Source organism: Saccharopolyspora sp. NPDC000359, assembly GCF_040300525.1.
Lineage (GTDB): Bacteria > Actinomycetota > Actinomycetes > Mycobacteriales > Pseudonocardiaceae > Saccharopolyspora.
The window spans coordinates 117,567-140,930 of record NZ_JBEPDU010000010.1 but is presented as its reverse complement, the minus strand read 5'-3'; the positions used below and the strand labels follow the sequence as shown (position 1 = coordinate 140,930).

The following is a 23,364-nucleotide window of genomic DNA, read 5'->3' as shown; positions in this document are numbered from 1 at the left end:
GGCGGCGCCGCCGGTACCGGCCCCCGCGACGCCCACCAGCACCGGGTAGCAGAGCGTGTAGGGCCGCCAGGTCTGCGCGTGCGCCCACAACACCCGGCGCGTCGCCGCCCATCCGCCGCGCATCGCTACCGGTTCCGGTCGACGGACAGGTCGGCGATGGCCAGCATCAGGTCGACAGCCGCCGTGCCGGGCAACCCCGCGATGCTCTCGCGGGCTTCGAGGATCTCGTCCGCCGCGCGCGCCCGGCTCAGGTCCAGGGCCCCGGTGGTGACCAGCAGCTCCCGCATGACCTGGTGCGACTCCGCCGCGGGCATCCGGCCGGAGAGCGCCTCGACGAACTGCCGCCGGTCGGCCTGGTCGGCGGACTGGTAGCCGACCAGCACCGGGAACGTCGGGCGCATGTTGGCGACGTCGCTGGTGGCCGGTTTGCCCGTGGTGGGGGAGGCCGCCAGGTACGGCAGCAGGTCGTCGAAGATCTGGAAGCCCAGGCCGAGGTGCTCGGCGTACTGGGTGGCGGCCTCGACGTGGTCCCGCGTCGCACCGCTGAGGACCGCCCCGGCCCGGCAGGCACCGCGGAACAGCGCGCCGGTCTTGAGCCGCACCATCTCCCGGTAGTCCTCGACCGGGCAGTCCAGGTCGCCGACCAGCCCGGCCTCCCGGACCTGCCCCCGGCAGACGTCCGATCCGGCGGTGGCCAGGACCCGCGCCGCTTCGAGCACCGCCTCCGGTGGCACGGCGGTGCACTCGGCGAGTGTGCTGACCATGTTCAGGATCAGGAAGTCACCCGCCACCAGCGCGTCGGACGTGCCGTAGTGGGCGTGCACGGTGGGGCGGCCCCGGCGCAGCTCGTCGTCGTCGATGATGTCGTCGTGCACCAGCGTCGCCACGTGCAGGTACTCCACGGCCAGCGCGGCGGGGAGCAGGTGGGTGCTGTCGCCTCCGGTGGCCTCCGCCGAGGCGAGCAGCAGCATCGGCCGCAGTAGCTTGCCGGGCGCCAGCAGCGCGTACCCGGCCATCTGCTCGGTCCGCTCGGCGGCCGCCGACCACCGCTTGCGCATCTCGCCGCTGAGCAGCTCGGTCAGTTCGGGGGAGGTGAACCCGGCGCGGGTTTCGGTGTTGGTCATCGTCACGCCCGTTCGCCGGAGGCGGAGTGCTGCACCTGGGCTTCGTCGCCCGGTGGCGCGTCGCCGCGAAGGAAGCGCCGAGCCAGGTCCAGCACGGCATCGTTGGCCTCGCGGGTCCCGACCGTCACCCGGACCCCGGCGCCACCGGCCAGCGCGCGGACCTCGACGCCACCGGCCGCGCAGAACCGCACGAACGCGTCGTTGTCCTCACCGAGCGGCAGCCAGTGGAAGTTGGCGTGGCTCCTGGGCACCGGCAGGCCGAGCTCTCGCAGCTGCGCGTGCACCCGGTCCCGCTCGGCGGCGACCTGCGCGCACTGCTCCCGCATGACCTCCTCGGCCCGCAGCGCGGCGATCGCGGCGTCCTGAGCCACGGTGCTGACCCGGAAGAAGTAGGATCCGGGCTGCAGCTTCGCGACCACCGCCTCGTCGGCGACCAGGTAGCCGACGCGCAGCCCCAGCAGCCCGTGGGACTTGGAGAAGGTGCGCACCACGCACACCCGCGGGTCCGCGCCAGCGAGCCGGATGCCGTTGGCGGTGGCCGACGGGTCGGCGAAGTCGACGTAGGCCTCGTCGATCAGCACCAGGACGTCGTCGGGCAGGCGGTCAAGGAAGGCCCGCAGCTCGTCGTCGCTGACCACGGTCCCGGTCGGGTTGTTCGGGTTGCACAGCAGCACGACCCTGGTCCGCTCGGTGACCGCGTCGGCCATCGCGGGCAGGTCGTGGGAGTGCTCCCGGAGCGCCACCGGCACGGCCTCGGCGCCTGCCGCGCGCACCAGCAGCGGGTACATCTCGAACGACGGCCACGCGTGCACGACCTCCCCGCCGCCCGCGAAGGCGGTGAGGAACTGCTGCAGGAGCGCCCCCGACCCGGGACCGACGAACACCCGCGCGGCATCGACCCCGAGGTGCCCGGCGATGGCCTGCGTCAACCCGGTGGACATCGCGTCGAGCGTCAGGTTGACCCGACCGGCTCCGTCCACAATGGCCTCGCGCACGCCGGGCAGCTGCGCCGAGAAGTTCTCGTTCAGGGACAATTGGTGCCGGGCGGTAGTCACTGGCTGATCTCCGTTCATCACGTGCGCGCGCTCGTGGCCGCGCAGGTAGATCGGGTCCGGCTGCTGGCGCAGCGTTAGGCGAACAGGCTTGACCGCAACGGGGAACGTCGGGATCGCGGGTCAGTGGCGCTCGACGGGTCTGCGGTGGGTGGCGGCGAGCGCGACCGTGTCGAGAGCGGACAACCCGTGGCGTGCGATCTCCAAGTTCACTCCTTCCACCCGGGTGAACCGCCCGGATCCGGGCGCGCGTGCCCGTCCGGTCGATTCGGGGAGGGGTGGCCAATGTCCTGCTGCGGTGCGGGCCAGGGCGGACTCGTCTGGTCGTCGAGGACTTGTGATGGCGATCTTGATTACACCGGGCGGGTGCCACCGTGTCAACGAGTCGGCACCGGCTGGTGCGTGAACGAGCAGAGATGTTTCCCGAGCGACACCGGGGCTCAACAACCTGGAACTGCCCCTGACAGGGTGGGATGCGGCTGCCGGGTGGACGTGGTCCCGCGGGTCGGAGGTGCTCATTTGAGCGCAGGGAAGGGAATCCGGGTCACGCGGTACACGCCGCCCGGGTGGCAGTGGACGATTGGCGTGTTTTCGTCAGGGGCGAAAACACTGGCGGAACAAGGAAATCCGGACATGCGGCCGCGGGTCCGGTGCCGTGCGGAGGCTTGGCCGAGCCGGGGACTGCCGAGTATGGTGGGAAACGCACCAAGATCGATTGCGGCGCGGCGCGGTGCTTCCGGTGATCAGTGGCGTTGCACCGGATCGGTTGCGCCGCCACCCGAGGACGTTCCCCCTTCGGCTGCCGTGCCTCCACGGGCCGCCGAACACCACGACCGGGCTGGAGGAATCCGGATGACGACGGTGCAGGCCGACCCCGACCCGTTCACCGGCGCGCTCGACGCAGCGATCAGCGAAGGGGCGGAGGCGCTGTTCGTCGCTCAACGAGCTGACGGCGTGTTCGACTACAGCGAGGACAACCTGACCTCGACCCTCGGGACGGTCGGCGCGCTGTCCGCACTGCACTACGCCGACCCGGAGGGCAGCGCCGACCTGATCGCCGCGGGCGCGGGGTGGCTCCGGCGCACCCAGAACGACGACGGCGGCTGGGCGATGGTTCCCGGCTTGGCCAGCGAGGCCGGGCCGACGGCGGTCAGCTCGGCCGTGCTGCACCTCGTCGACCCGGAGGGCAGCGCCGAGTCGGTGCGCGCCGGGCGGCGCTGGATGGCCGACTTCGGCGGGTTGGACGCGATCCCGCACCCCGAGGTCGTCGCGTGGTGCCGGCAGTACTACGGGTTCGTGGGCTGGTTGGCCCCGGAGGAGATGCGCCGCTTCCCGCTGGAGGTGGCGCTGTGGCCGGGCCTGTACCGCAAGTTGTTCGACCTGCGCATCCCGATGGCGTTCGCGCTGGGCCTCGGCCAAGCCCGGCACAAGCCCCTCACGCGCTTCCAGCAGGTGCTGGCCCGCTTGGGGGAACCGGGTGCGCTGAAGGCGATCCGGCAGGTCTATGAGCACGAGGGCTCGACCGGGGCCTGGTGCGAGAACGCCTGGGTCACCGGCCTGGTGTGCACCGGCCTGGCCCGCGCGGACCTGGCTCCGGACATGGTCTCCGCCGCGGTCGGCTGGTTCCGCCGGACCATGCACCCCGACGGCTGGTGGCAGACCGGACCGCTCGACGCGGCGTGGACGATGTACGCCGCGCGCGGCCTCGCCGAGGCCGGGTTTGCCGAGGACCCGAGGCTGGCTGCGTCGGTGAGCTTGTTCGTGCGCCTCCAGCAGCACCGCCCGTTCCTCGCGTTCGGGTGCCCACCGGGCTACTGGGGTTGGGCGGGCACCGAGGGCTGGCCCTCGACGCTGGAGACGGGCGAGATCCTGTCCGTGCTCTGCCGCCTGCCCGGTCACGAGCAGGCGAAGGCGATCGAGCGGGGAGTGGACTGGCTGACCCGCGTGCAGGACACCCGCGGTTCCTGGGGGTTGTGCGTGCGCAACACCAAGGTCGCCAACAGCGGGCCGTGCCCGATGACCACGGTGCAGGCCGTCGACGCCCTGCTCGACGCGGGCGTCCGGCCGGATGACCGCCGGGTGCGCCGCGCACTGCGCTGGCTGGCCAAGGCCCAGCTCCCGGACGGTGCCTTCGAATCGGTGTGGTACCGGCACCACACGATGGCCACCGCCGCCGTGCTCGAAACCTTCTCCCGGGTCGGCGAGGCGAACGGCCCGACCGCCCGCCGCGCGAGGGCGTGGTTGGAACGCGCCCGGCTGTCCGACGGTTCGTGGGGCGACGGGCACGGCGCGCCCGCGACCGTCGAGGAGACCGGGTGGGCGATCTCGGGCCTGCTCGCCGCGGGCGCCGACCCGTCCGAGGTGCGCCCCGGGGTCGACTGGCTGCTGGAGCAGCGCAAGCCAGGAGGCGGGTGGCAGGCGGAGAGCGTCCACGAGTACGTGCGCCACGTGAGCCGCTACAGCAATCCGGCGTTCACCCAGGGCATGGCCCTCCGCGCACTCGGGCGCTACCGCGACGCGGTGCGCTGACCCCAGACCAGGGCACTTGGAGGAACGAAGAACCCATGACCGGTCCGACGCAAGAGGATTCCTTCACCGAGCACTACTGGCAGGACCCGCACGCGGCGCTGGCCAGCACGCGCGAGACCTGCCCGGTCCGCGAGGTCGACTTCGAGGGCGGCCGGACCTGGCTGGTCACCCGCTACGCCGACGTGCGCGCGGGGCTCGCCGACGCCCGGCTGGCCAAGGACTGGCGTTCCACGCTGCCCGCCGAGGAGCGAGCGTCCGCCCCACCCGGCCTGCCCGCCCCGATGTCGCACATGCTGACCTCGCTCGACCCGCCGGAGCACACCCGGCTGCGGAGCCTGGTCACCCAAGCGTTCACGGCCCGCCGGATCGCCGAGCTGCGCCCGCGAGTGAAGGCCGTGGCGGAGGAACTGCTGGCGGACCTGCCCGAGGACGAGCCGGTCGACCTGGTGGCGCGCTACGCGATCACGCTTCCGATGGTGGTGATCAGCGAGCTGCTCGGCGTCCCCGAGATCGACCGCGACGAGTTCGCCCGCCTGTCCACCATCCTCATCGACGAATGCCCCGAAGAGGAGCTGCAGCGCGCCTCCGCCCAGATGGCCACCTACCTGGAGGGCCTGGTCGCGGCGAAGCGCGAAGCCCCGGACGCGGCCCTGCTCTCCGCCCTGATCACGGCCTCCGACGAGGGCGACCGGCTCTCCGACCTGGAGATCGTGGCGATGGCGATGCTCCTGCTGATGGCCGGTCACGAGACCACCGCGGTGTTCATCACCAACAGCGTCCGCACCCTGGTGAAAGATGATGCCGCCCGCGAGCGCCTCACCAGACCGGCGGAGGTCCCGTCGCTGATCGAGGAGCTGCTGCGCTGGCTCTCCCCGGCCCTCAACGCCTCGCTGCGCTTCGCCACCGAGGACCTGGAGATAGGTGGCGTCGCGATTCCCCGTGGCGCCTCGGTCATGCTGTCGACGGGAGCGGCCAACCGCGACCCGTCCCGGTTCGAGGACCCGGACGTGCTGAACCCGGACCGCAACACCACAGGCCACCTGGCCTTCGGCTACGGCATCCACCGCTGCCTGGGCGCAGCCCTGGTGCGCCTGGAGGGGGAGGTGGGCCTGTCCGTGCTGTTCCACCGCTTCCCGAACCTCCGAGTCGTGGCGGACCCAGCCGACCTGACCTTCCGCCGCAGCGTCCACGTGCACGCCCCCCGCACCCTCCCGGTACTCCTCGGCCCCCGGGTCGGGGGCTGACCCCAGGCGACTCAGCCCCGGTGAGCGTTCGAATGCGGGCGCACCCATCAAGCGCCGACCAAGACCATCGAACCGGTCCAGACCGGTGAGACGCACACCGTGCGAGCGGCTCGGTTCAAGGTTGCCCCTGAGGAGCCGCTCGCAAGGGCGTTCGCCCAGGTCACCCACCCTGTGGTGATCGCCCGCCCAACCCGAACGCCGAAATCCCGATCTCCATTGCCCACCCCCTCGAAAAGATCTACAATCCCGCAGGTCACCACCCCCAAAAAACCAAGAGCGGTCGCCACAACCTCGCCCGACCACGGGCATAGAAACGTCCTCCCCCTCGATCATGATGTCTGCATGAATGGGAACGTCGCCACAACCTCGCCCGACCACGGGCATAGAAACGTCACTTCTGGCTCCCATGGGTCAACTCGGTGCCGGGGAGTCGCCACAACCTCGCCCGACCACGGGCATAGAAACTCGTCAGCCAACCAGTCCAGCGTCCGGTCGTCCAGCTCGTCGTCGCCACAACCTCGCCCGACCACGGGCATAGAAACATCGGGGATATCCTGGAGATTGCGTCCAGGAAGTACCGTCGCCACAACCTCGCCCGACCACGGGCATAGAAACGATTCGCTGCGGGCGGTGACGTTCTCGGGTTAGTGCACGGGTCGCCACAACCTCGCCCGACCACGGGCATAGAAACCGTCGGGCCACAGGTCGGTCCAGTTGTAGACGTTGCCGTGTCGCCACAACCTCGCCCGACCACGGGCATAGAAACTGGTCGTCTTGTTGGTGTAGCCGTAGTTGTTGGTGGTCCAGGTCGCCACAACCTCGCCCGACCACGGGCATAGAAACGTTGTCGGCGACTTCGAGCACCGAGCAGATCGCCGCGTCGCCACAACCTCGCCCGACCACGGGCATAGAAACCGCACCATCACCGGTTCCTGCTTGCCCGCGTCGAGCTGCAGGTCGCCACAACCTCGCCCGACCACGGGCATAGAAACAACACCACGCTCATAGCCATGTTGCCGAAGCTGTCAGCAGTCGCCACAACCTCGCCCGACCACGGGCATAGAAACTCGGGGCGTTCGTTGCGGTTCCAGGTGTTGTACTGAAGCCAGGTCGCCACAACCTCGCCCGACCACGGGCATAGAAACAGCTGGTGCTGGCAAGCAAGGCGGACCAGGTCAAGGCGCACGTCGCCACAACCTCGCCCGACCACGGGCATAGAAACGACAGCATGTACTCCGCGTCCGTGCTCAGCCCCAGCCGCGTCGCCACAACCTCGCCCGACCACGGGCATAGAAACGACAGCATGTACTCCGCGTCCGTGCTCAGCCCCAGCCGCGTCGCCACAACCTCGCCCGACCACGGGCATAGAAACCAGCTCGTCCTGGTGCTCGTCGACGAAGGCCTCCCGGGCACGTCGCCACAACCTCGCCCGACCACGGGCATAGAAACAGGTGCCAGGCCTGCAGGTAGGTGTCGTGGACGTCGATCGTGCGCGCTGGTCGCCACAACCTCGCCCGCCCACGGGCATAGAAACTTGCTGCTGTTCAGCGTCCGCGTCCGTCTCGGCGGCCTCGGTGGTCGCCACAACCTCGCCCGCCCACGGGCATAGAAACATGGGATGTCCGGCCGAGTGCGACTCAGGTGGTGAGCGTCGCCACAACCTCGCCCGCCCACGGGTATAGAAACGCCCGGACCAGCGCGGATGTCACGCCGTAGTCGCTGGCCAGTCGCCACAACCTCGCCTGACCACGCGCATAGCGCAGACTTGTCGGAACCGTTGGCCATAAGAGGCGAGTGCTCGGTGGGAGCGCTCGCCCGGTCAGTCCGGGAAGGGGTCGTCGACGTGGTCGGCTATGTCGGCGACGGATTCGATGATCTTGGTTGGTTGGTAGGGGAACTGTGTTGCTGTGTCGGCTTTGGAGAGGCCGGAGAGGACGAGGATGGTTTGCATCCCTGATTCCATGCCGCAGCGGATGTCGGTGTCCATGCGGTCGCCGAGCACGATGGTGTGCTCGGAGTGCGCTCCGAGGGCTCGCAGCGCGAAGCGCATCATGAGCGGGTTCGGCTTGCCGACGTAGTACGGCGTCTGCCCGGTCACCCGTTCAACCAGCGCCGCGACCGCCCCCGTCGCGGGCAGTGACCCTTCCCGCCCCGGCCCCTTCTCGTCGGGGTTGGTGGCCAGGAACCGAGCGCCGCCCTCCACGAGCCGGATGGCCGTGGTGATGGCGGCGAAGCTGTACGTTCGGGTCTCGCCGAGCACGACGTAGTCCGGGGCGTCGTCGGTGAGCTGGTAGCCGACGTCGGTCAGCGCCGCGGTCAGCCCGGCCTCGCCGACGACGTAGGCGGTGCCGCCGGGGCGCTGCTGGTCGAGGAACTGCGCGGTGGCCAGCGCCGAAGTCCAAATCGACTCCTCAGGCACGTCCAACCCGCAACCCAGCAACCGAGCCCGCTGGTCGTGCGGGGTCTCAACCGAGTCGTTGGTGAACACAAGGTGCGGAATTCCACGCGACCGCAAAGCGGCCAGGAACTCGCCCGCGCCCTCAACCACGTGCTCCTCGTCCCGCATGAGCACACCATTGAGGTCCATCAAGTAGGTCCAAGGCACCACATCGACCATGACCCCAATGATCCGCCACCCACCCCAAGTCGGCCCACCGATCAGGCTTGTTCGAACAGGTGTGCACCGCGGGCGCCGTCGTCGCCCACTCTCGGTACACTGCCGAGCTCGTAGTGGGCCAACCTGTACGCGCCCAGCGAGCGGCCCGGTTCGAACCAGGCTGTGAGGAGGCGCTCGAAACCGCATTTATGCAGGTCACATGGCCTACAATGATCCCCTGCCGGTTTTGGGGGCCGATATGACGATCTCCATTGCCCAACCGCTCGAAACGATCTATGATTCCGCAGGTCGCAGACCACGAAAAACGAGAGCGGTCGCCACAACCTCGCCCGGCCACGGGCATAGAAACCCGTGGTGTCGGTCAGCTTGACCAGGTCTTTTTCGGTCGCCACAACCTCGCCCGACCACGGGCATAGAAACGTCAAGGTCGTAGTTGAGGTTCACTGGGGGCCCCTCCGGGTCGCCACAACCTCGCCCGACCACGGGCATAGAAACACCGGGGCCGTGTCGAAGACCAGGTCGAGCAGCACGCGGGGGACGTCGCCACAACCTCGCCCGACCACGGGCATAGAAACCTCAACACGACAGACACAGGAGCGTCCTTTCGTCAGGGAGTCGCCACAACCTCGCCCGACCACGGGCATAGAAACCTCGCGGGTGCGGCCGTGACCACCGCCGTCGCCGCGAAGGTCGCCACAACCTCGCCCGACCACGGGCATAGAAACGCCCCGGCGTCCATGCGGATGACCATCGTCGCGTCGAAGTCGCCACAACCTCGCCCGCCCACGGGCATAGAAACCCCGTGCCCGAGTTGCGTTCACGTGCGCATACTCGGAGTGTCGCCACAACCTCGCCCGACCACGGGCATAGAAACGTTCTCAGTTGTGGAACACCTCAGCGGTGACGGTCGGGGGGGTCGCCACAACCTCGCCCGACCACGGGCATAGAAACCTCTCGTCGAGGGCGTTCCAGCATCGGAAGCAGTAGCCGAAGGTCGCCACAACCTCGCCCGACCACGGGCATAGAAACCCCGTGCCCGAGTTGCGTTCACGTGCGCATACTCGGAGTGTCGCCACAACCTCGCCCGACCACGGGCATAGAAACGTTCTCAGTTGTGGAACACCTCAGCGGTGACGGTCGGGGGGGTCGCCACAACCTCGCCCGACCACGGGCATAGAAACCTGTTTCGCCGATTTCTGAAGCTCCGATGTGCTAGCTCGTCGCCACAACCTCGCCCGCCCACGGGCATAGAAACGCCCCGGCGACGGTGCCACGTTGAGAGGAGATACCCTGGGGTCGCCACAACCTCGCCCGCCCACGGGCATAGAAACCCCAACGCGCGTGCACAGCGCCCGTCAATCTAGAAGTCGCCACAACCTCGCCCGCCCACGGGCATAGAAACTTGACGGTCCTGCTCGACTCGGATCCCACTGGGTCCGTCGCCACAACCTCGCCCGCCCACGGGCATAGAAACTTCCTCGTCGTCAGCGGCCTTACGCAGGTTGCCAACCGGTCGCCACAACCTCGCCCGCCCACGGGCATAGAAACCAGCGGTTCCCGATTGCGCTGGTAGAGGCGCTCCAGGTCGCCACAACCTCGCCCGCCCACGGGCATAGAAACAACGCACTTCGGGCCGGGAGCGTCACCTCCCGCCGTTGGTCGAGGCAGCAGTCTCGTAGGTGCCGGTCGCCACAACCTCGCCCGGCCCACGGGCATAGAAACACCGTTTCCCGCACGAAAACATTGTTTCTGACCCGCGTCGCCACAACCTCGCCCGCCCACGGGCATAGAAACCTCAAGGTCGTACTCATCGCACCCAAGGTTGTCAGCGACGTCGCCACAACCTCGCCCGACCACGGGCATAGAAACCACCAGATCCAGATCCGGGCGCACGAGCGTGAGCGTGACGTCGCCACAACCTCGCCCGACCACGGGCATAGAAACTTCGGCGATCGTGTGCGCGGTGAATCCGAGCGCGGACCCAGTCGCAACAACCTCGCCCGACCACGGGCATAGAAACCCGGACACCAGCTCGTCGCTCAGCGGCATCTCCTGCAGTCGCAACAACCTCGCCCGACCACGGGCATAGAAACGACATTTCTTGACCCGCCGCCTCCAGCAGTCGTGTTTGCGGTCGCCACAACCTCGCCCGGCCACGGGCATAGAAACGGCGTGTCCGTAGGCAATGCGGGTGGAGATCAGGTGTCGCCACAACCTCGCCCGGCCACAGGCATAGAAACATGATTGCCTTCGGGATCTAGTGCTCCCGCAGGCCGAACGTTGTCGCCACAACCTCGCCCGACCACGGGCATAGAAACGAGGACGGATTCGACAGGCTCCTGACCGAGTGAGAAGGAATCGCCACAACCTCGTCAACCACGGGCGTAGGACCTGGTTACTTCCGGTGTCGCTGCGCTCGTGGTGCAAGCCGGTCGCCCCAACGGTGCTCGGGTGTGGCGGTTGAAGCGGGATGGTCGTTTCAGGCGGGGTTTCCGTGGTTTTCGTCGTGTAGGCGGAAGGCGACCGCCAGTCGGGCCGCGTAGGTGGTGGGGACCACGATGGTCTCGCACATCGAGGTCGCGTTCTTGTGTTCCAAAGGGGACACTGTCTGGTCGAGGTCGAGGATGTCGATTCCGCGCAGGTGTGGGTCGTCGATGCTGATGAGGTCGTAGCGGTCCGATCGGGTGGGTTCCGGTGCAGGACCGCGCAGTTCTGGCTCGGTCTCCTCGGTGAGCGGGCAGGCATCGCGGACGGCGTCGGCGAATGCCTCGCGGATCACGGGGTGGTCCGGGATCAGGATGTTCGCCGGCAGGTGGTTTCCGGTCTCGCGTTCGGTTGTGGTCAGGCGCATCGCTCGCGCCATCATCTGGGACACGAACAGCGGGGCGACGATGTTCGAGGCGTAGGCAATGGTGGAAATCTGCGGGCAGTCGAAGCCTTCCGTGACCATGCGGACCGTGACGATCCCGCAGGACCGCGGTTCGTCACGGGCAGTGCGGAGTTTGGTGAGGGCGTCGGGTTCGTCGTAGACGACCAGGCGGGCGAAGTCGGTGCCGGTGACCTTGTTCAGCGCGCGTGCCGCGTGACGTGCCACGACGATGGTGGGTGCGACGAAGAGCAACTTCAGGTGCTCTACGTGGTCGAGAGCCTCGATCTGCTTCTCAAGCAACCGCACCGCTTCGGCTGCGAAGCGGTCGATCCACTCCGGAGATTCCAGTACCTGCGGGAGCAGCGCGGTGCGCTCGTGCTCCTCCAGGTCCGCGATCTGCTTGCTGGTGCCCGGAATTCTGTCAGACAGGTCGATGTACTCGGCTTGTCCTCCGTAGCGGTAGAGATCGGGTGCGCGGAGTTCGGTACCGATGAGATCGCGCGTGGACACGGCCCAGTCGTTGAGGGCCTGGAGCCTGGGCGTGCCATTGACGATCACCCGTCGATACCGAACGGTCGAGATGCGGCGGCGCGGGTCGGAGCGGAAGAGGGTTCCGGTCATGTTGAGCACAGCGCCCGCGCGGACCTCGCCCGCGGCGACATCGCCGACCATGCGGCGCACGGCCTTCCCCCACGATGCCTCATTCGCGACGTGGTGGACTTCGTCGAACACCAGCAGGGTCGTCCGCTGCCGCATCCGGGTCGCGTGCACGCGCGCGTAGGTGGGAAGGGATTGGTATGTGACGATCACGCCGACCAGTCCATCGGCCTCGAGCGCACCATCCGTCGGGTGTGGATCTAGGTGAATCCCCAGCCGCGCCAGCTCTGATCGCCACTGCCAGACCAGCGCGGTGTTGGGCACCACGACGATGATTCGCTCGATGAGCCCTGCGTCGAACAGTGCGCGGAACAGCAGTGCGGCGAAGATCGTCTTTCCTGCGCCCGGAGCGGCCTGGAGTGTGGCGGCGCCGTTCCGGAAGGTTCGGTCGGCGATCACGGGCAGCGCGGCGGCCTGCCAGGGCCGGAGCCGGAGGCCGGGGATCGGGGCCGCGTCGCGGTTTCCTAACCGGAGGTTGCACGTCGGGCACCACGCCTCCAGGTTCGGGAGGTCGGTGGCACCGCCGTGTGAATGGGCGATGAGGTGTGCTGCGTGGTAGTCGGGCCCGAGCTCGGCGCCGCACCGCTGACACCGGCCACCTGCCTCTTCGTACAGGTGCGCGCGTTGCTGCCGGTCGGCGCGGCGCTTCGGGTCACGTCCGTAGCTGGACATGAGGTTTTCCTTCTTGCTGGGTGGTTTCACTCGGTGTCGCTGTCGGTTTCACGGGAGGTGTCGTCGAGCTGGTTCTCGGGGTGGGCGTCGCGGTAGTTGCGAATGGTGTCGATGATGCCAAAGACGAACTTGCGGTCCTCCTCGGTGAGTTTCAGTGGGTCGATCTCGACGCCGAGGCTGAGCTTCCCCGCCCCTTCGGCGAGGGTGACGACCTCGGTGGGCCGCGACGTCGACTCGGGTGCGCTCGCCTGTTGCGGGATTCGCGGAGCGCGGGAGCGCCTCGGCCGCGACGGCGGGGCTTGCCGACTGATCTTGTCGGCGTTGCGCTCCCAGTTCTTGCTGACCTGGATCCCGGAGAACTTGACGGCCTGCATGAAGAACCGGATCGCCTTGCGCCGGGTTTCACCGCTCTGGCCGAAGGATTCGCGCCAGGTGTCGAGGAGTTGTTGCGCGGTGGAGTTGAGTGGCAGGTCGAGAACCGGTGCGTAGTGCTTGCGCACGAGCCTTTCGAGCACGGCCGGGCGCGCGTCCTGGTTGTAGACGACTTCGTGGAGCAGTTCCGTGGGAACATCATTCGAGTCGATGAGTCCTGCCTGCCGGAACAGGGCGAGGTAGTTCGACTGCACGGTTCCGGGCATCCAGTTCAGGTAGCTGCGGTCGATGACTGAGGGGAGCTCGTTGTCCTCTGCCATTCGATCGAGGCTGGACATGAACACGTTGAAGGTGAGGTTGTAGGGTGGGACGAAAGTGGTTGTGGTGACGTCGTTGTGCGTGGGCATGATTCCTTCCTCCCTCGCGAGTGAGATTCACACCACCCGCGCTCCCGTTGCGGGCATCGGTTGTCGACGTCCGAGGAACTCGAATCGGCTCGTGTCGTCGGGTTTCCCGAGGTCGACGATCAGAACCCGGTCTGCTGTCGCGTCGATGATCTGGCCGAGCGCCCAGGTCATGTCGGCGATGTCGGCGCGGGTGAGGTCGCACAGGAACACCGAGTACTGAGCCCTGTCGCCGAAGTCCTCCATCCGTTTGGCGACCCGGCGAAGCCGGTGGGGCGATCGGATGTCGTACGCGACCAGGTAGCGGCGTCGAAGCATCGTGATCACCTGCTGGTGAAAGCGGTGTAGTGGGAGATCTCGCGCATCAGGCAGGCTGCGAACAGCCGCGCCTGGATCTCGATGGCGCGTCGATAGGTGACCTGGTACCCGAAGACCGGATGGCGGATCTCGGTCGTCAGGCGGTTTTCGTAGGCATTGATGACCTCGTGTCGACCGGCCGTCGTGAGCGCTACGGAGATCGGGTGGACGTGGAACGTGGCTGGGCGGGCTTGGCGGTTGTTGACCAGGGTCAACGCCGTCGAGTCCGCGACCAGAGGACGGAACTCCTCGGCCAGGTCGAGGACGAGCGCGGGGCGACCGCGACGTGGCTGGTGGTAGCAACCCCAGTACGGGTCCAGGCCGAGCGCGTAGCAGGCGGTCATGACGTCCTTGGCCAGCAGACTGTAGAGGAAGGAGAGCAGGCAGCTCACGGCATCCTCCGGTGGCCTGCGGGTGCGTCCTGAGGCCTGGAACGATGGCCCCGGAAGGCGGTGATCGCTGCGCAACGAACGCGCGAAGCCGGTGAAGTAGGTGCGGGCCGCTGCCCCTTCGATGCCGAGCAGCGTGCTCAGCGTCGGAGCGCGCTGAGCACGGGCAGCATCGGCATCGAGCCGATCGAGAAGATCCTGGTCGTCAAGGTGTGGGTTGCGGCGGAGCATCGTGCGGCAGTTTCGGATCTTCCCGGCGATCATCCGGCGGGCGATGTCCAGTAGTTGGTCCGGTGAACTGGTGAACTGACGTCGGCGGAGCTCGACGTGCTTGCCGAGCGTCGGAACACCGACCACCTTGAGGCTGCCGCGGGTCGAGGTCCACACCAGCGGGCTGCCCTGATCGGCGAGCGCGTGCACGGCCTGGCTCGTGACGGTGACCGGGCCAGAGACGACGAGGTGTAACACCTCTCGAAGCCGGACGCTCATCAGCTTGTCCTGACCTTTGCTGACGACCAAGCGATCACTGCGAACTCCGACGGTGGAGCCCGGTTCTGCGACGTAGACCGGGTCTCGAGCGGGAGCACGAGCCAGCAGGCGTCTGGGTTTCTCCGCGGTCCGGTCTGTGAGCTCGTTGATCTCGTCCGGCATGCAGATCGGGAGCATCGCGCAGAGCGCGCACTTCGAGCTGTGCTGGAGCGGAGGTGGTGGCGTCGGCTGATCAACCAGCATCCGGGCCTCGTAGATGGTGCGGCGCAGTTCGGCCTCGGATTCTGGCGTCCACGGGACACGGACACGTCTGCGAACGGAGTCGTACCAGAGGTAGCCCTCGGCGCAGTCGTAGCCGCGCTGCCGCAGAAGCACGATCTGTGCCATGAGTTGTATGCGGTGGTCCGGCCAGGGAGTCCCATCGGGCCGTGGTGCTCCCTTGCGAACTTCCACGGGACGAACGCGCCCATCGACCGCTTCGACGACGTCGCAGACGGCCGTCAGCTTGGGCTCTGCAGAGGACAGAGCGCAAGAACGGGCCCTCCACCCGTCCGGGGTGATACGGTGAGCAGGTCGCTCCTGTCCGGTGGGAACATCTACGGAGGAGTGGACGTGACGCCCAAGTCTCATCTCCTCGGTGTCCAGTCGGTAGCCTGGGGCATACTGCAGGTGGAACAGGCGTTCGCAGAATCGGAAGTCACCGAGAGCACGAGCACCAAGGGGCAACAGGTCTTCCACACGATCACTTTCTTGCAGCCAGGTCCGGTTTTGCTCCCCGAACAAGCCGCAGGATGCGCCGCAAGCGGCAACTCTGGAAGTCCCCCGATGGTTCTCTCCTCCGCTACCGCAAGTGCCCGGCCGGGATAATCCTGTTGTCTCCGATGGGCCTGAGAATCGTGGTGTACCGGTAGGTGACGGAGACGGAAACCGCGGTCGTCTCACGAAGTGACGTCGGGTTCGCCCAGGTCCGTTGACACGGTGATAAGTCGGCCGTCCTGGGCTCGCCCAGCCCGAGAATTCACTCGTTGCGAGCGGCTCGGTTCGAGGTTGGCCGTGAGGAGGCGCTCGCAACGGTGTTCGCCCAGATCACGCGCCCTGCGGTGATCCATTGTCCGAGCTGGATGCCGAAATCTCGATCTCCATTGCCCAGGCGCGCGAAACGATCTACAATCCCGCAGGTCACCGCCTGCGCGAAACGCAAGCGGTCGCCACAACCTCGCCCGGCCACGGGCATAGAAACCAGCAGGCCTCGCTTCTCCCCCGCTGCTACCGCCTCCGGGTCGCCACAACCTCGCCCGGCCACGGGCATAGAAACTGCAAAACATCTTTGCACAGTTTGCACGGACGCGATAGTCGCCACAACCTCGCCCGGCCACGGGCATAGAAACCGGTCAGCGGACCCGGTGTTGTGTTGCGAGGAGTGCGGGTGGTCGCCACAACCTCGCCCGGCCACGGGCATAGAAACGCCCAGTTCTCCGCGCCGGGCAGGTGCGCGTAGTTCTCGCGGGTCGCCACAACCTCGCCCGGCCACGGGCATAGAAACCGCACCATCACCGGTTCCTGCTTGCCCGCGTCGAGCTGCGTCGCCACAACCTCGCCCGGCCACGGGCATAGAAACGGGAGTTCACCGTTGAGCTTGTCCTCCAGCCACTCCTGTCGCCACAACCTCGCCCGGCCACGGGCATAGAAACATGTGCAGACACCTTCACCTTCGTGGTGCACAACTGGGTAGGTCGCCACAACCTCGCCCGGCCACGGGCATAGAAACTCGGTCACCGCCTGGGCAGGCGGCGTCGGTCCACACGAGTCGCCACAACCTCGCCCGGCCACGGGCATAGAAACCCCCAGATCGGCGTTTCGTCCGGCCGCGAACCCAGACCAGGTCGCCACAACCTCGCCCGGCCCCGGGCATAGAAACCCCAAAACCGAGGCGCCCCGGCGCGAGGGCACCCCGCGCGTGTCGTCACAACCTCGCCCGGCCCCGGGCATAGAAACCTCACGATCGACCACATCAGCGCCCGCTCCACCAGGGCGGTCGCCACAACCTCGCCCGGCCCCGGGCATAGAAACCCCGGTCCGTCCACCGCTTGTAGTCGGCGGGGTTCAGCACGTGTCGCCACAACCTCGCCCGACCACGGGCATAGAAACCAGCGCAGCCCGCTCCGCCTCCAGCTCAGCCGGAGCGTCGCCACAACCTCGCCCGATCGCGGGCATAGAAACGTGGCGGTCATGAGGGCGATCGCCGTGTTGCGGTTCATGGTCGCCACAGCCTCGCCTGGCCGTGGGTATAGGGGTCCGCAGTTTTGGTGGCAAGTGCACCCGAATGGCCTAATGCACGGAAGGGGAACATTTCTCCTGGTCAGGACTCTGGGGGCGTTGGTTGGACGGGTGCCCTTGCGGATTGGGCGGCTCTTTTCCTGGGAAAGTTGGGGAGCTGGTGGGCGGCTCCTGCTAGCTTGATCGGCGGCAGCGAGCGCAGGGTTTGTGGAGGGTGTTGCGTGGGGCGCGCACGGCGCACTTTCCCCTGTTTTGGGGGAAACCGCATGTCAGGGTTTTCGACCACGGCTGGCTCGGGGACGCATTGGGCTGAGCGTGGTCCGCTGGGGGCGGTGTGAGCGATCCCGAGCGCGAGTCCGCTGTGCGGGGCGACTTGGTGATGTTGACCGTCGGCGGGGTGCAGCCGTTCATCAGCGAATCCCGGAAGACCGCCGACGCGGCGGGTGCGAGCACCGTGGTGAGGAAGGTCGTGGCCGCTGCGGCAGCGCGGGTGCGCGACGCCCTCTCCGGGCACGACGAGCCGTATGGCCTGGTCATGCCGCATCCGGATGCGCTGATCGATGATGGTCAGCGCGTGCCCGTCGGGATCAGCAACAAGATCGTGTACCTGGCACCGCTGAACACCGGTGCTGCGGTGGCGGAGGACGCTGTCGAGGAAGCTCATCGCGAATGGTCCTCGCTGGTGGAAGGGACTCACGGGTCCACCCCGCCCACCCCTGGCATGCCCGACCTGGCCTGGGTCAGCGTTGCGGGTGAGATCAGCGGCGATGCGTACCGGGAGCTGTGGTCGGCTGCGGCGCGTGCGCTGGACCAGCGGAAGCGGACTCGGTGGTTCGAGGTCAGCCGGACGACGAGCAGGGCGTTGTGCGCCCAGTCCCCGTTGTTGCCCTCGGTTCCCGTGCCGCGTGGTCCCGGTGCGATGAGCGTGCCCAAGCACGAACGCCGCGAGAAGTTGTCGGCCGCCGGGTGGGTGAAGCGGCACGTGGGGAACACGCTCTACGGGCCAGGCAATCGTTTCCCCGCCACCACGGTCATCGCCTCCAGTTGGTTCCGGGATCAGCTCATCCGGCGGGCGGAGGAAAGCCCGGAGCTGCGTGGCGAGCTCGTTCCGCTGGTGCGGCGGCTGTTGGAGCTGGCTCCGCCGGATGGCGTGAAGCATGCCGGCTTGCCGACTACCGTGCCACCGGACCTGGAAGCGCTGTCGACATCCCTCGGCACGTTGATCAGTCCGGACGCGTGGGAACCACGGGTGCTGCGGGAGGAGTACGGCGACAACGCCCACGAACCAGCATCGGCGGGGCGGAAGCTCGCTTCCCGGATCGGGAAACTCGCGCGTGAGCACGGTGTTCCCAAGATGACGCCGTACTTCGCGATCGTCGTGCAAGACCTGGACCGGCTGGGGAAGAAGCTCGGTGACCTCGGACTGGCGGATCAACGTGCCGCGTCACGGGCGTTGACGAAACTCGGCTCCGCCCAGCGTGAGCTGAGTGCGGCGACTGAGTACCTGGGGGTGCCGGTGTTCGCGGGTGGTGACGACTTCCTGGCCTTCGCCCCGGCGAGAACCGCGTTGTCCTTGGCCGCTGCGGTCCGCGCGCTCACCCATGCCCATCTGCAGAACACGCCCGCGCTGCGCGAGGTGACGGCGTCGACCGCGGTGGTGTTCAGCCACATGACCAGTCCGCTGCGCGAAGCGATCGCCACGGCCCAACGCGCACTCGACCAGACCAAGGACGCCGAAGGCGCAGCCGGCGAGCAGCGCAACGCACTGGGTGTGGTCGTGCTGCGCCGGGGTGGTGAGCGAGCTCGAACCGTTCAGCCGTGGTATCCGGGCGAAGGGCAGAACACCGCCGAGTTGCTGGACGCGATCGCTCCGGATGCCGACTTCTCCGGCAGGCTCGCCAGCCACCTGGAGCGAGATCACGACGAGCTGAACCGGCTCGCCGCGCATTCCCGCGCCGAGGTGCGGGAGACCGCTCATGCCGAGGTGCGTCGGCTGGTCACCAGGCAAGGGGGCTCCGATGCGGTCGCCGACGCCGTGATCAAGCTGGGGGAGCAGGAGCGCCGCGCACCGGGTGAGGCGCCCAGGTTCGACCCGGTGCCGTCGACGTTGGTCGCCCGTTTCCTCGCCCAGGAGTGCCGGTGAAGACGACATGGTTGGCGGTGGAACCGCTGGACACGCTCATGGTGCGCGACGGGCGGGCGTTCGACGCGGGCCAGACCGGACGCGGTGAGGCCGTCGCTCCGCCGCCCTCGACGCTCGGGGGCGTGGTTGGGCACGCGCTCGGTGGGAAGGTGAAGCACCGGATCGTCGGACCTGTCGTGGACGTCGCGGGGCGCCAGCGGTTTCCCGCACCGGCCGACCTGGTCCGCAACGACAACGGGGAGACGGCACGGCTTGACGTCATCGAACGGCCTGCTGGCGTGGTCAGCGACCTCGACGCGAAGCACCGGTTCAGCCACGTCCTCGACGGCGAGGGCAGTCCTGAGCGGAGCTGGATCACCGCCGAGGGCCTGCAAGCCTGGCTGTCGGGTGAGTTCGCCCCGGGTTCCGTGCTGGACTTCGACGACCAGGACGACTACCTGTGCTCGGAACCGTGGACGCAGGAGTCACGGCTCGGGTTGGCGCGGGAGTGGTTCGGCGAACACCGGGACACCGCGGCCGAAGGCATGCTCTACCTCGCGAACCACCTGCGCGTCGAGGACGGCACACGATTCCTCGTGGGCTGCCAGGACGACAAGGCGCTGACCGTGCGCAACGACCTGGCGCCCATCGGTGGGCGGGGACGGCTGGCACACGTGCGGGAACACGGCGGAAACCCGCTCCCCGCTGCCGCGGAGCGGTTCCCGGACGGGCGGCTGACCGCGTACCTGGCGACGCCAGCGCTGCTCAACGACGTCTTCTGGCACCCGCCGGAGGCCCGGCTGTGCGCGGTCGCGCTCACCGGCCCCGCGCCCATCGCCAGTGCGTCGCGACGCGGGAAGTTCGGGGATACGCGGCTGCTGCGCTGGGCGGTGCCCGCAGGAACCGTCTACTACCTGCAGTTCGACAGCGAAGCTGACGCTCGCCGGTGGTCCGGCCAATGGCACGGCACCCTGTTGCCGCCTGGCGCACAGGGAGAAAGCGGCAGCAACGGGGAATCACGCATCGCCACAGCGGGTTTCGGCACCTGCTTGACCGGGAGTTGGTAGTGGAACGACGTTTGTTGGTGCTGTTCGCGGAAACCCCCATCCACGCAGGGGGCAGCGAATCCACCGGGGTTGTGGACCTCCCCATCCAGCGGGAGGCGTCCACGGGCCTGCCCGTGGTGTGGGGGCAGAGCCTCAAGGGCGCGTTGCGCGACGCGGCCCGCGACGCCGGGTGGGACCCGTCGGGCCAGGAGAAGTTGGTCTTCGGCTCCCGGCCACCCGGCACGCCGGGCGACGACGGCCAAGCCGACGACGGCGACGGGACGGGTGAGCTGGTCAAGGGGCATGTGTCGTTCGGCGACGCCCAGCTGCTGCTGTTCCCGGCACCGACCCTGATCAACACCTACGCGTGGGCGACCTCCCCACAGCTGGTTTCGCGACTGATCCGGAAGGCCGCGCTGACCGCGCCCGACACCGATCTCCCGACGCCGCCGCCCAATCCCGGCGGAGGTGCCTTCGGGACGAAGGACTGGGAGGGCGGTCAGCAGGTCATCGGCCCGAACGTGCTTCGCGTGGAGAGGCGCGGTCTGGTCGAGCAGTGGGCTGCGGCACTGGCTAAGTTGAGCTGCCCGGAGAGCGCGGTCTTCGGCTACACCCAGGACAAGCTCTCACGCGACGTCCTCTACGTGGCGGATGGCGTGCTCAGCGAACTGTCGAGCACCGGGACCGACGTCGTGCCCCGGGTCCAGCTGGATCCAGACAAGAAGACGGCGAAGAACCTGTTCTACTCCGAGCACCTGCCGGCCGAGAGCGTCCTCACCGCATTGTTGGCCGGAACGTCGAAGGCGCTCGATTCGCTGACGGAGCTGCTCGACGGCAAGCCGTTGCAGCTCGGTGGCGACGAGACGATCGGCAAGGGCCTGTTCTGGTGCCGGGTCCACGACGCCGCGTCGCTGCGCAACGCCTTCGCCGCCGAGTTTTCGAAGGGGCCGCGCTGATGGTCCAGCGACTCGACCAGGGACTGGCGGTGGCGGCGGCCGACGTTCTCCCGCCGCAGGTGGATCGCGAGCTGTTGACCGTGTTGCGGTCTGTGCCGGTCCTGATCCACAACAACGGCTTGGCCATGGCCGCGACCTACCTGCTGTCCAAGGCCAAACAGGCGAACGCGGACGACCGGTACTGGAAGGTGGCTCACAAGCTGCTGGAGGAAGCGGCAGCGGTGATTCGGCTCGACCTCGAATCCGGTGACCCGCTGAGAGTTCTCGATGCCTTGATCAAGGCGCCCAACGAGAACTACGTGGTCGCGCAGCGTCGAGCGCAGGAGCTCGCGGTGTGGATGAGCCGCATCGGCTCAGCGCGCAAAGCGCCGGGAGACGACTGATGCCCGTTTACACGCGACTCCCCGCCTCGGCGCATGCCCGGGGCCGGGCTGATGGGGTCGACCAGTACCTGCCCGTCAAATGCCCGCGTGGTGGCCCGAACCCTGCGTTGGTGTTCACCGGCATGTGGGTCGGGAACCGCAGCAACGGTGGCACGCTGACGCCGGACCCCGACGGGCAGCTCAAGCACCTCAAGCAGGTCGTCGCCACCTCCGCCGAGCTGGACGACGCGATGTTGCCCGCCGTGCACCAGCGTCGACTCGCGGCCGCGCGCGCCCTGGCGGAGCGGTCCGGGCGCGTGGCGCAAGAGGTCGTGATCAAGCCAATGTGGCGTGTGGTGGTCGGTCACGGTGGGGATGACAACTACGAGATTGGGCTCACCTTCTCCCGCACCTACGGAGTGCCGATCTGGCCCGCGTCGGGGCTGAAGGGCCTCGCCGCGGCGCAGGCCGCCGACCCCGACGATCCTGCCGACACCGAGACCATGGTCAGGCTGTTCGGATCACCACGCCCGGTGGACCCCGACCAGGATGCCGAACAAGGAGGGGTGGTCGTCCTCGACGCGCTGCCCATGACCAAGCCGGATCTGGTCGTCGACGTGCTGACACCGCACCAGGTGCAGTACTACAAGGAGGTCAACGACCCGCACAAGGAGGTCGAGACCCAGCCAGCCGAGTACCACAGCCCGGTGCCGGTCCGGTTCCTGGCGGTGGGCACCACCAGCTTCAGCACCGTGTTGATCGGGAACACGACCGACGTCACCGACTTTCGGAAGTACCTGGAGGAAGGATTGGATGACCGCGGTCTCGGCGGCAAGACGGCGGCGGGTTATGGCTACTGCGAGGTGAAGAACCTGTCGTGACCAGTCGCCTGCACATCGTACCGGTGGGGATCTCACTGCTGAACCGCCTGGAGGGCAAGCCCAAGGGCAGCGGTGGCAGGGGGATCGGGCATCCTGTCCTCCGTGGCGTCCTCGGCAATCGGGATGTCTGGCGCGAGCTGCGGGCCGGGCCAGGGGAGGTCGTCGACGTACCTGACTCCGTCCTCGGCGCCGACCATGCGGCGGCGCGGCTGGCGCTGGAGGCCCTCGAACCGAAGGTGTGTGCGGAATGGTACGCGCTGGACCGGTACGCGGAGCAGTTCCCGGAAGCGGGGCAGGACACCTGGGTGTTCGTGGGCTCGGACACCGAAGAGGGATCACGCGCTGCCGTTCTCACCGCCCTTGGGCACTCCTACCGGCAGGAGGGCGTCCCAGTCCGCTACGTGGACGACCCGCACACCGCGGACGGTTTCCCGCTGCAGCCCGGCGGGTGTCACGTCGTCCGGATTCCCGGTCTGGACCTGTCATCCCGGGAGGGACTGCCCGAGGAGACGTGGTTGGGCCTCGGCGGTCTTGGCGGTCTGGTCGTGCGATACGCGCGTCAGCTGGAGCAACCGTCCTCGACCCCGCTACTCAACATCGTGTTCCACTTGTCCGGCGGGTACAAGGCAATGTTGCCGTACTACCTGACGATGGCCGAAGCGGTTCGCACCACTGTCCTGAAGAAGCAGTTGGTGCTGGTCGAAGCATTCTGCCTGTACGAGCAGAGCACGAACCTCGTCGCGCTGCCGGTCGCGCACTTCACGGGTGAGCTGCTCGAGCGGATCGAGAAGCTGGCCCGAGCCAGCCGCGGCGGTGAGGTCGACATCGACCCCCGAACGGTCAACGGCCTGGTGGGCTTGTACCTGTACGAGGAGCTGCGCGGTGGGCGGCGCGGCCTGACTCCGGCGGGCAAGATCATTGCGAGGACGTTGTGGGAGACGTGAG

15 protein-coding genes and 4 CRISPR repeat arrays are annotated in these 23,364 nt (G+C 67.9%); of the genes, 8 read left to right on the top strand and 7 right to left on the bottom strand.

Going from position 1 to position 23,364, the window contains the following annotated elements; all coding sequences use genetic code 11:
• Positions 1 to 125: 125 nt before the first annotated feature.
• The gene (locus ABT324_RS09655) at positions 126 to 1,124 is read right to left on the bottom strand and encodes a polyprenyl synthetase family protein (RefSeq protein ID WP_351174414.1); all 999 of its coding nucleotides are present in this window, start codon (positions 1,122 to 1,124) and stop codon (positions 126 to 128) included.
• 2 nt (positions 1,125 to 1,126) lie between these two features.
• Complete coding sequence (locus ABT324_RS09650) at positions 1,127 to 2,179, bottom strand: aminotransferase class I/II-fold pyridoxal phosphate-dependent enzyme (RefSeq protein WP_351174412.1); 1,053 nt, start codon at positions 2,177 to 2,179, stop codon at positions 1,127 to 1,129.
• An 849-nt stretch (positions 2,180 to 3,028) separates the two neighbouring features.
• Here ABT324_RS09650 and ABT324_RS09645 point away from each other — a divergent pair.
• Positions 3,029 to 4,705 carry a prenyltransferase/squalene oxidase repeat-containing protein gene (locus tag ABT324_RS09645; RefSeq protein WP_351174410.1) on the top strand — a complete coding sequence of 559 codons (1,677 nt, stop codon included), beginning with the start codon at positions 3,029 to 3,031 and terminating at the stop codon, positions 4,703 to 4,705.
• Positions 4,706 to 4,740: 35 nt separating this feature from the next.
• Positions 4,741 to 5,949 carry a cytochrome P450 family protein gene (locus ABT324_RS09640; RefSeq protein WP_351174408.1) on the top strand — a complete coding sequence of 403 codons (1,209 nt, stop codon included), beginning with the start codon at positions 4,741 to 4,743 and terminating at the stop codon, positions 5,947 to 5,949.
• Positions 5,950 to 6,228: 279 nt separating this feature from the next.
• Positions 6,229 to 7,711: direct repeats of the CRISPR family, unit length 36 nt; unit sequence GTCGCCACAACCTCGCCCGACCACGGGCATAGAAAC.
• A 57-nt stretch (positions 7,712 to 7,768) separates the two neighbouring features.
• Here the strand turns inward: ABT324_RS09640 and ABT324_RS09635 are convergent.
• The 5 genes from ABT324_RS09635 to cas4g/cas1g all read right to left on the bottom strand — a co-directional run bounded on the left by ABT324_RS09635 (position 7,769) and on the right by cas4g/cas1g (position 15,513).
• On the bottom strand, positions 7,769 to 8,566 hold the full coding sequence (locus tag ABT324_RS09635; RefSeq protein WP_351174406.1) for an HAD-IIA family hydrolase: 798 nt from the start codon (positions 8,564 to 8,566) through the stop codon (positions 7,769 to 7,771).
• 312 nt (positions 8,567 to 8,878) lie between these two features.
• Positions 8,879 to 10,186: direct repeats of the CRISPR family, unit length 36 nt; unit sequence GTCGCCACAACCTCGCCCGACCACGGGCATAGAAAC.
• A 137-nt stretch (positions 10,187 to 10,323) separates the two neighbouring features.
• A CRISPR array of direct repeats spans positions 10,324 to 10,884; the repeat unit is 36 nt; unit sequence GTCGCCACAACCTCGCCCGACCACGGGCATAGAAAC.
• Between the two features lie 161 nt (positions 10,885 to 11,045).
• Positions 11,046 to 12,764 (bottom strand): DEAD/DEAH box helicase family protein, encoded by a 1,719-nt coding sequence (locus tag ABT324_RS09630; RefSeq protein ID WP_351174404.1) that lies wholly within the window; start codon positions 12,762 to 12,764, stop codon positions 11,046 to 11,048.
• Between the two features lie 26 nt (positions 12,765 to 12,790).
• Positions 12,791 to 13,543, bottom strand: coding sequence for a hypothetical protein (locus ABT324_RS09625; RefSeq protein ID WP_351174402.1), 753 nt, complete (start codon positions 13,541 to 13,543; stop codon positions 12,791 to 12,793).
• A gap of 27 nt (positions 13,544 to 13,570) precedes the next feature.
• Entirely contained in the window at positions 13,571 to 13,858 is a 288-nt protein-coding gene (gene cas2, locus ABT324_RS09620; protein ID WP_351174400.1) for a CRISPR-associated endonuclease Cas2, read from the bottom strand.
• 5 nt (positions 13,859 to 13,863) lie between these two features.
• Positions 13,864 to 15,513, bottom strand: a complete 1,650-nt coding sequence (gene cas4g/cas1g / locus ABT324_RS09615) for a CRISPR-associated endonuclease Cas4g/Cas1g (protein WP_351174399.1) — start codon at positions 15,511 to 15,513, stop codon at positions 13,864 to 13,866.
• Between the two features lie 466 nt (positions 15,514 to 15,979).
• Positions 15,980 to 16,995: a CRISPR direct-repeat array (repeat unit 36 nt; unit sequence GTCGCCACAACCTCGCCCGGCCACGGGCATAGAAAC).
• A gap of 547 nt (positions 16,996 to 17,542) precedes the next feature.
• On the opposite strand from cas4g/cas1g, the gene ABT324_RS09610 reads away from it, so the two are divergent.
• From ABT324_RS09610 to ABT324_RS09585, 6 genes are read left to right on the top strand one after another with little or no spacing between them, the layout of a single operon-like run.
• The gene (locus ABT324_RS09610) at positions 17,543 to 19,195 is read left to right on the top strand and encodes a Cas10/Cmr2 second palm domain-containing protein (protein WP_351174397.1); all 1,653 of its coding nucleotides are present in this window, start codon (positions 17,543 to 17,545) and stop codon (positions 19,193 to 19,195) included.
• Positions 19,192 to 20,241, top strand: coding sequence for a type III-B CRISPR module-associated Cmr3 family protein (locus ABT324_RS09605; protein WP_351174395.1), 1,050 nt, complete (start codon positions 19,192 to 19,194; stop codon positions 20,239 to 20,241). Before ABT324_RS09610 ends, ABT324_RS09605 begins: the two co-directional genes overlap by 4 nt.
• Positions 20,241 to 21,176: a type III-B CRISPR module RAMP protein Cmr4 gene (gene cmr4 / locus ABT324_RS09600; protein WP_351174393.1), complete on the top strand. Its 936-nt coding sequence runs from the start codon at positions 20,241 to 20,243 to the stop codon at positions 21,174 to 21,176. Before ABT324_RS09605 ends, cmr4 begins: the two co-directional genes overlap by 1 nt.
• Positions 21,176 to 21,559, top strand: a complete 384-nt coding sequence (locus ABT324_RS09595; protein ID WP_351174391.1) for a type III-B CRISPR module-associated protein Cmr5 — start codon at positions 21,176 to 21,178, stop codon at positions 21,557 to 21,559. Before cmr4 ends, ABT324_RS09595 begins: the two co-directional genes overlap by 1 nt.
• Complete coding sequence (cmr6, locus tag ABT324_RS09590) at positions 21,559 to 22,419, top strand: type III-B CRISPR module RAMP protein Cmr6 (protein ID WP_351174389.1); 861 nt, start codon at positions 21,559 to 21,561, stop codon at positions 22,417 to 22,419. Before ABT324_RS09595 ends, cmr6 begins: the two co-directional genes overlap by 1 nt.
• A complete protein-coding gene (locus tag ABT324_RS09585; protein ID WP_351174387.1) occupies positions 22,416 to 23,363 on the top strand; it encodes a hypothetical protein in 948 nt (315 codons plus the stop codon). The genes cmr6 and ABT324_RS09585 overlap by 4 nt, the downstream gene beginning before the upstream one ends.
• Position 23,364 lies beyond the last annotated feature (1 nt).

What these genes read in the sequence shown, in the direction of transcription:
- ABT324_RS09655 (WP_351174414.1), bottom strand. Translation starts at nt 1,124, where the DNA reads ATGACCAACACCGAAACCCGCGCCGGGTTCACCTCCCCCGAACTGACC.
- ABT324_RS09645 (WP_351174410.1), top strand. Translation starts at nt 3,029, where the DNA reads ATGACGACGGTGCAGGCCGACCCCGACCCGTTCACCGGCGCGCTCGAC.
- ABT324_RS09640 (WP_351174408.1), top strand. Translation starts at nt 4,741, where the DNA reads ATGACCGGTCCGACGCAAGAGGATTCCTTCACCGAGCACTACTGGCAG.
- ABT324_RS09635 (WP_351174406.1), bottom strand. Translation starts at nt 8,566, where the DNA reads ATGGTCGATGTGGTGCCTTGGACCTACTTGATGGACCTCAATGGTGTG.
- ABT324_RS09630 (WP_351174404.1), bottom strand. Translation starts at nt 12,764, where the DNA reads ATGTCCAGCTACGGACGTGACCCGAAGCGCCGCGCCGACCGGCAGCAA.
- ABT324_RS09625 (WP_351174402.1), bottom strand. Translation starts at nt 13,543, where the DNA reads ATGCCCACGCACAACGACGTCACCACAACCACTTTCGTCCCACCCTAC.
- cas2 (WP_351174400.1), bottom strand. Translation starts at nt 13,858, where the DNA reads ATGCTTCGACGCCGCTACCTGGTCGCGTACGACATCCGATCGCCCCAC.
- ABT324_RS09595 (WP_351174391.1), top strand. Translation starts at nt 21,176, where the DNA reads ATGGTCCAGCGACTCGACCAGGGACTGGCGGTGGCGGCGGCCGACGTT.
- cmr6 (WP_351174389.1), top strand. Translation starts at nt 21,559, where the DNA reads ATGCCCGTTTACACGCGACTCCCCGCCTCGGCGCATGCCCGGGGCCGG.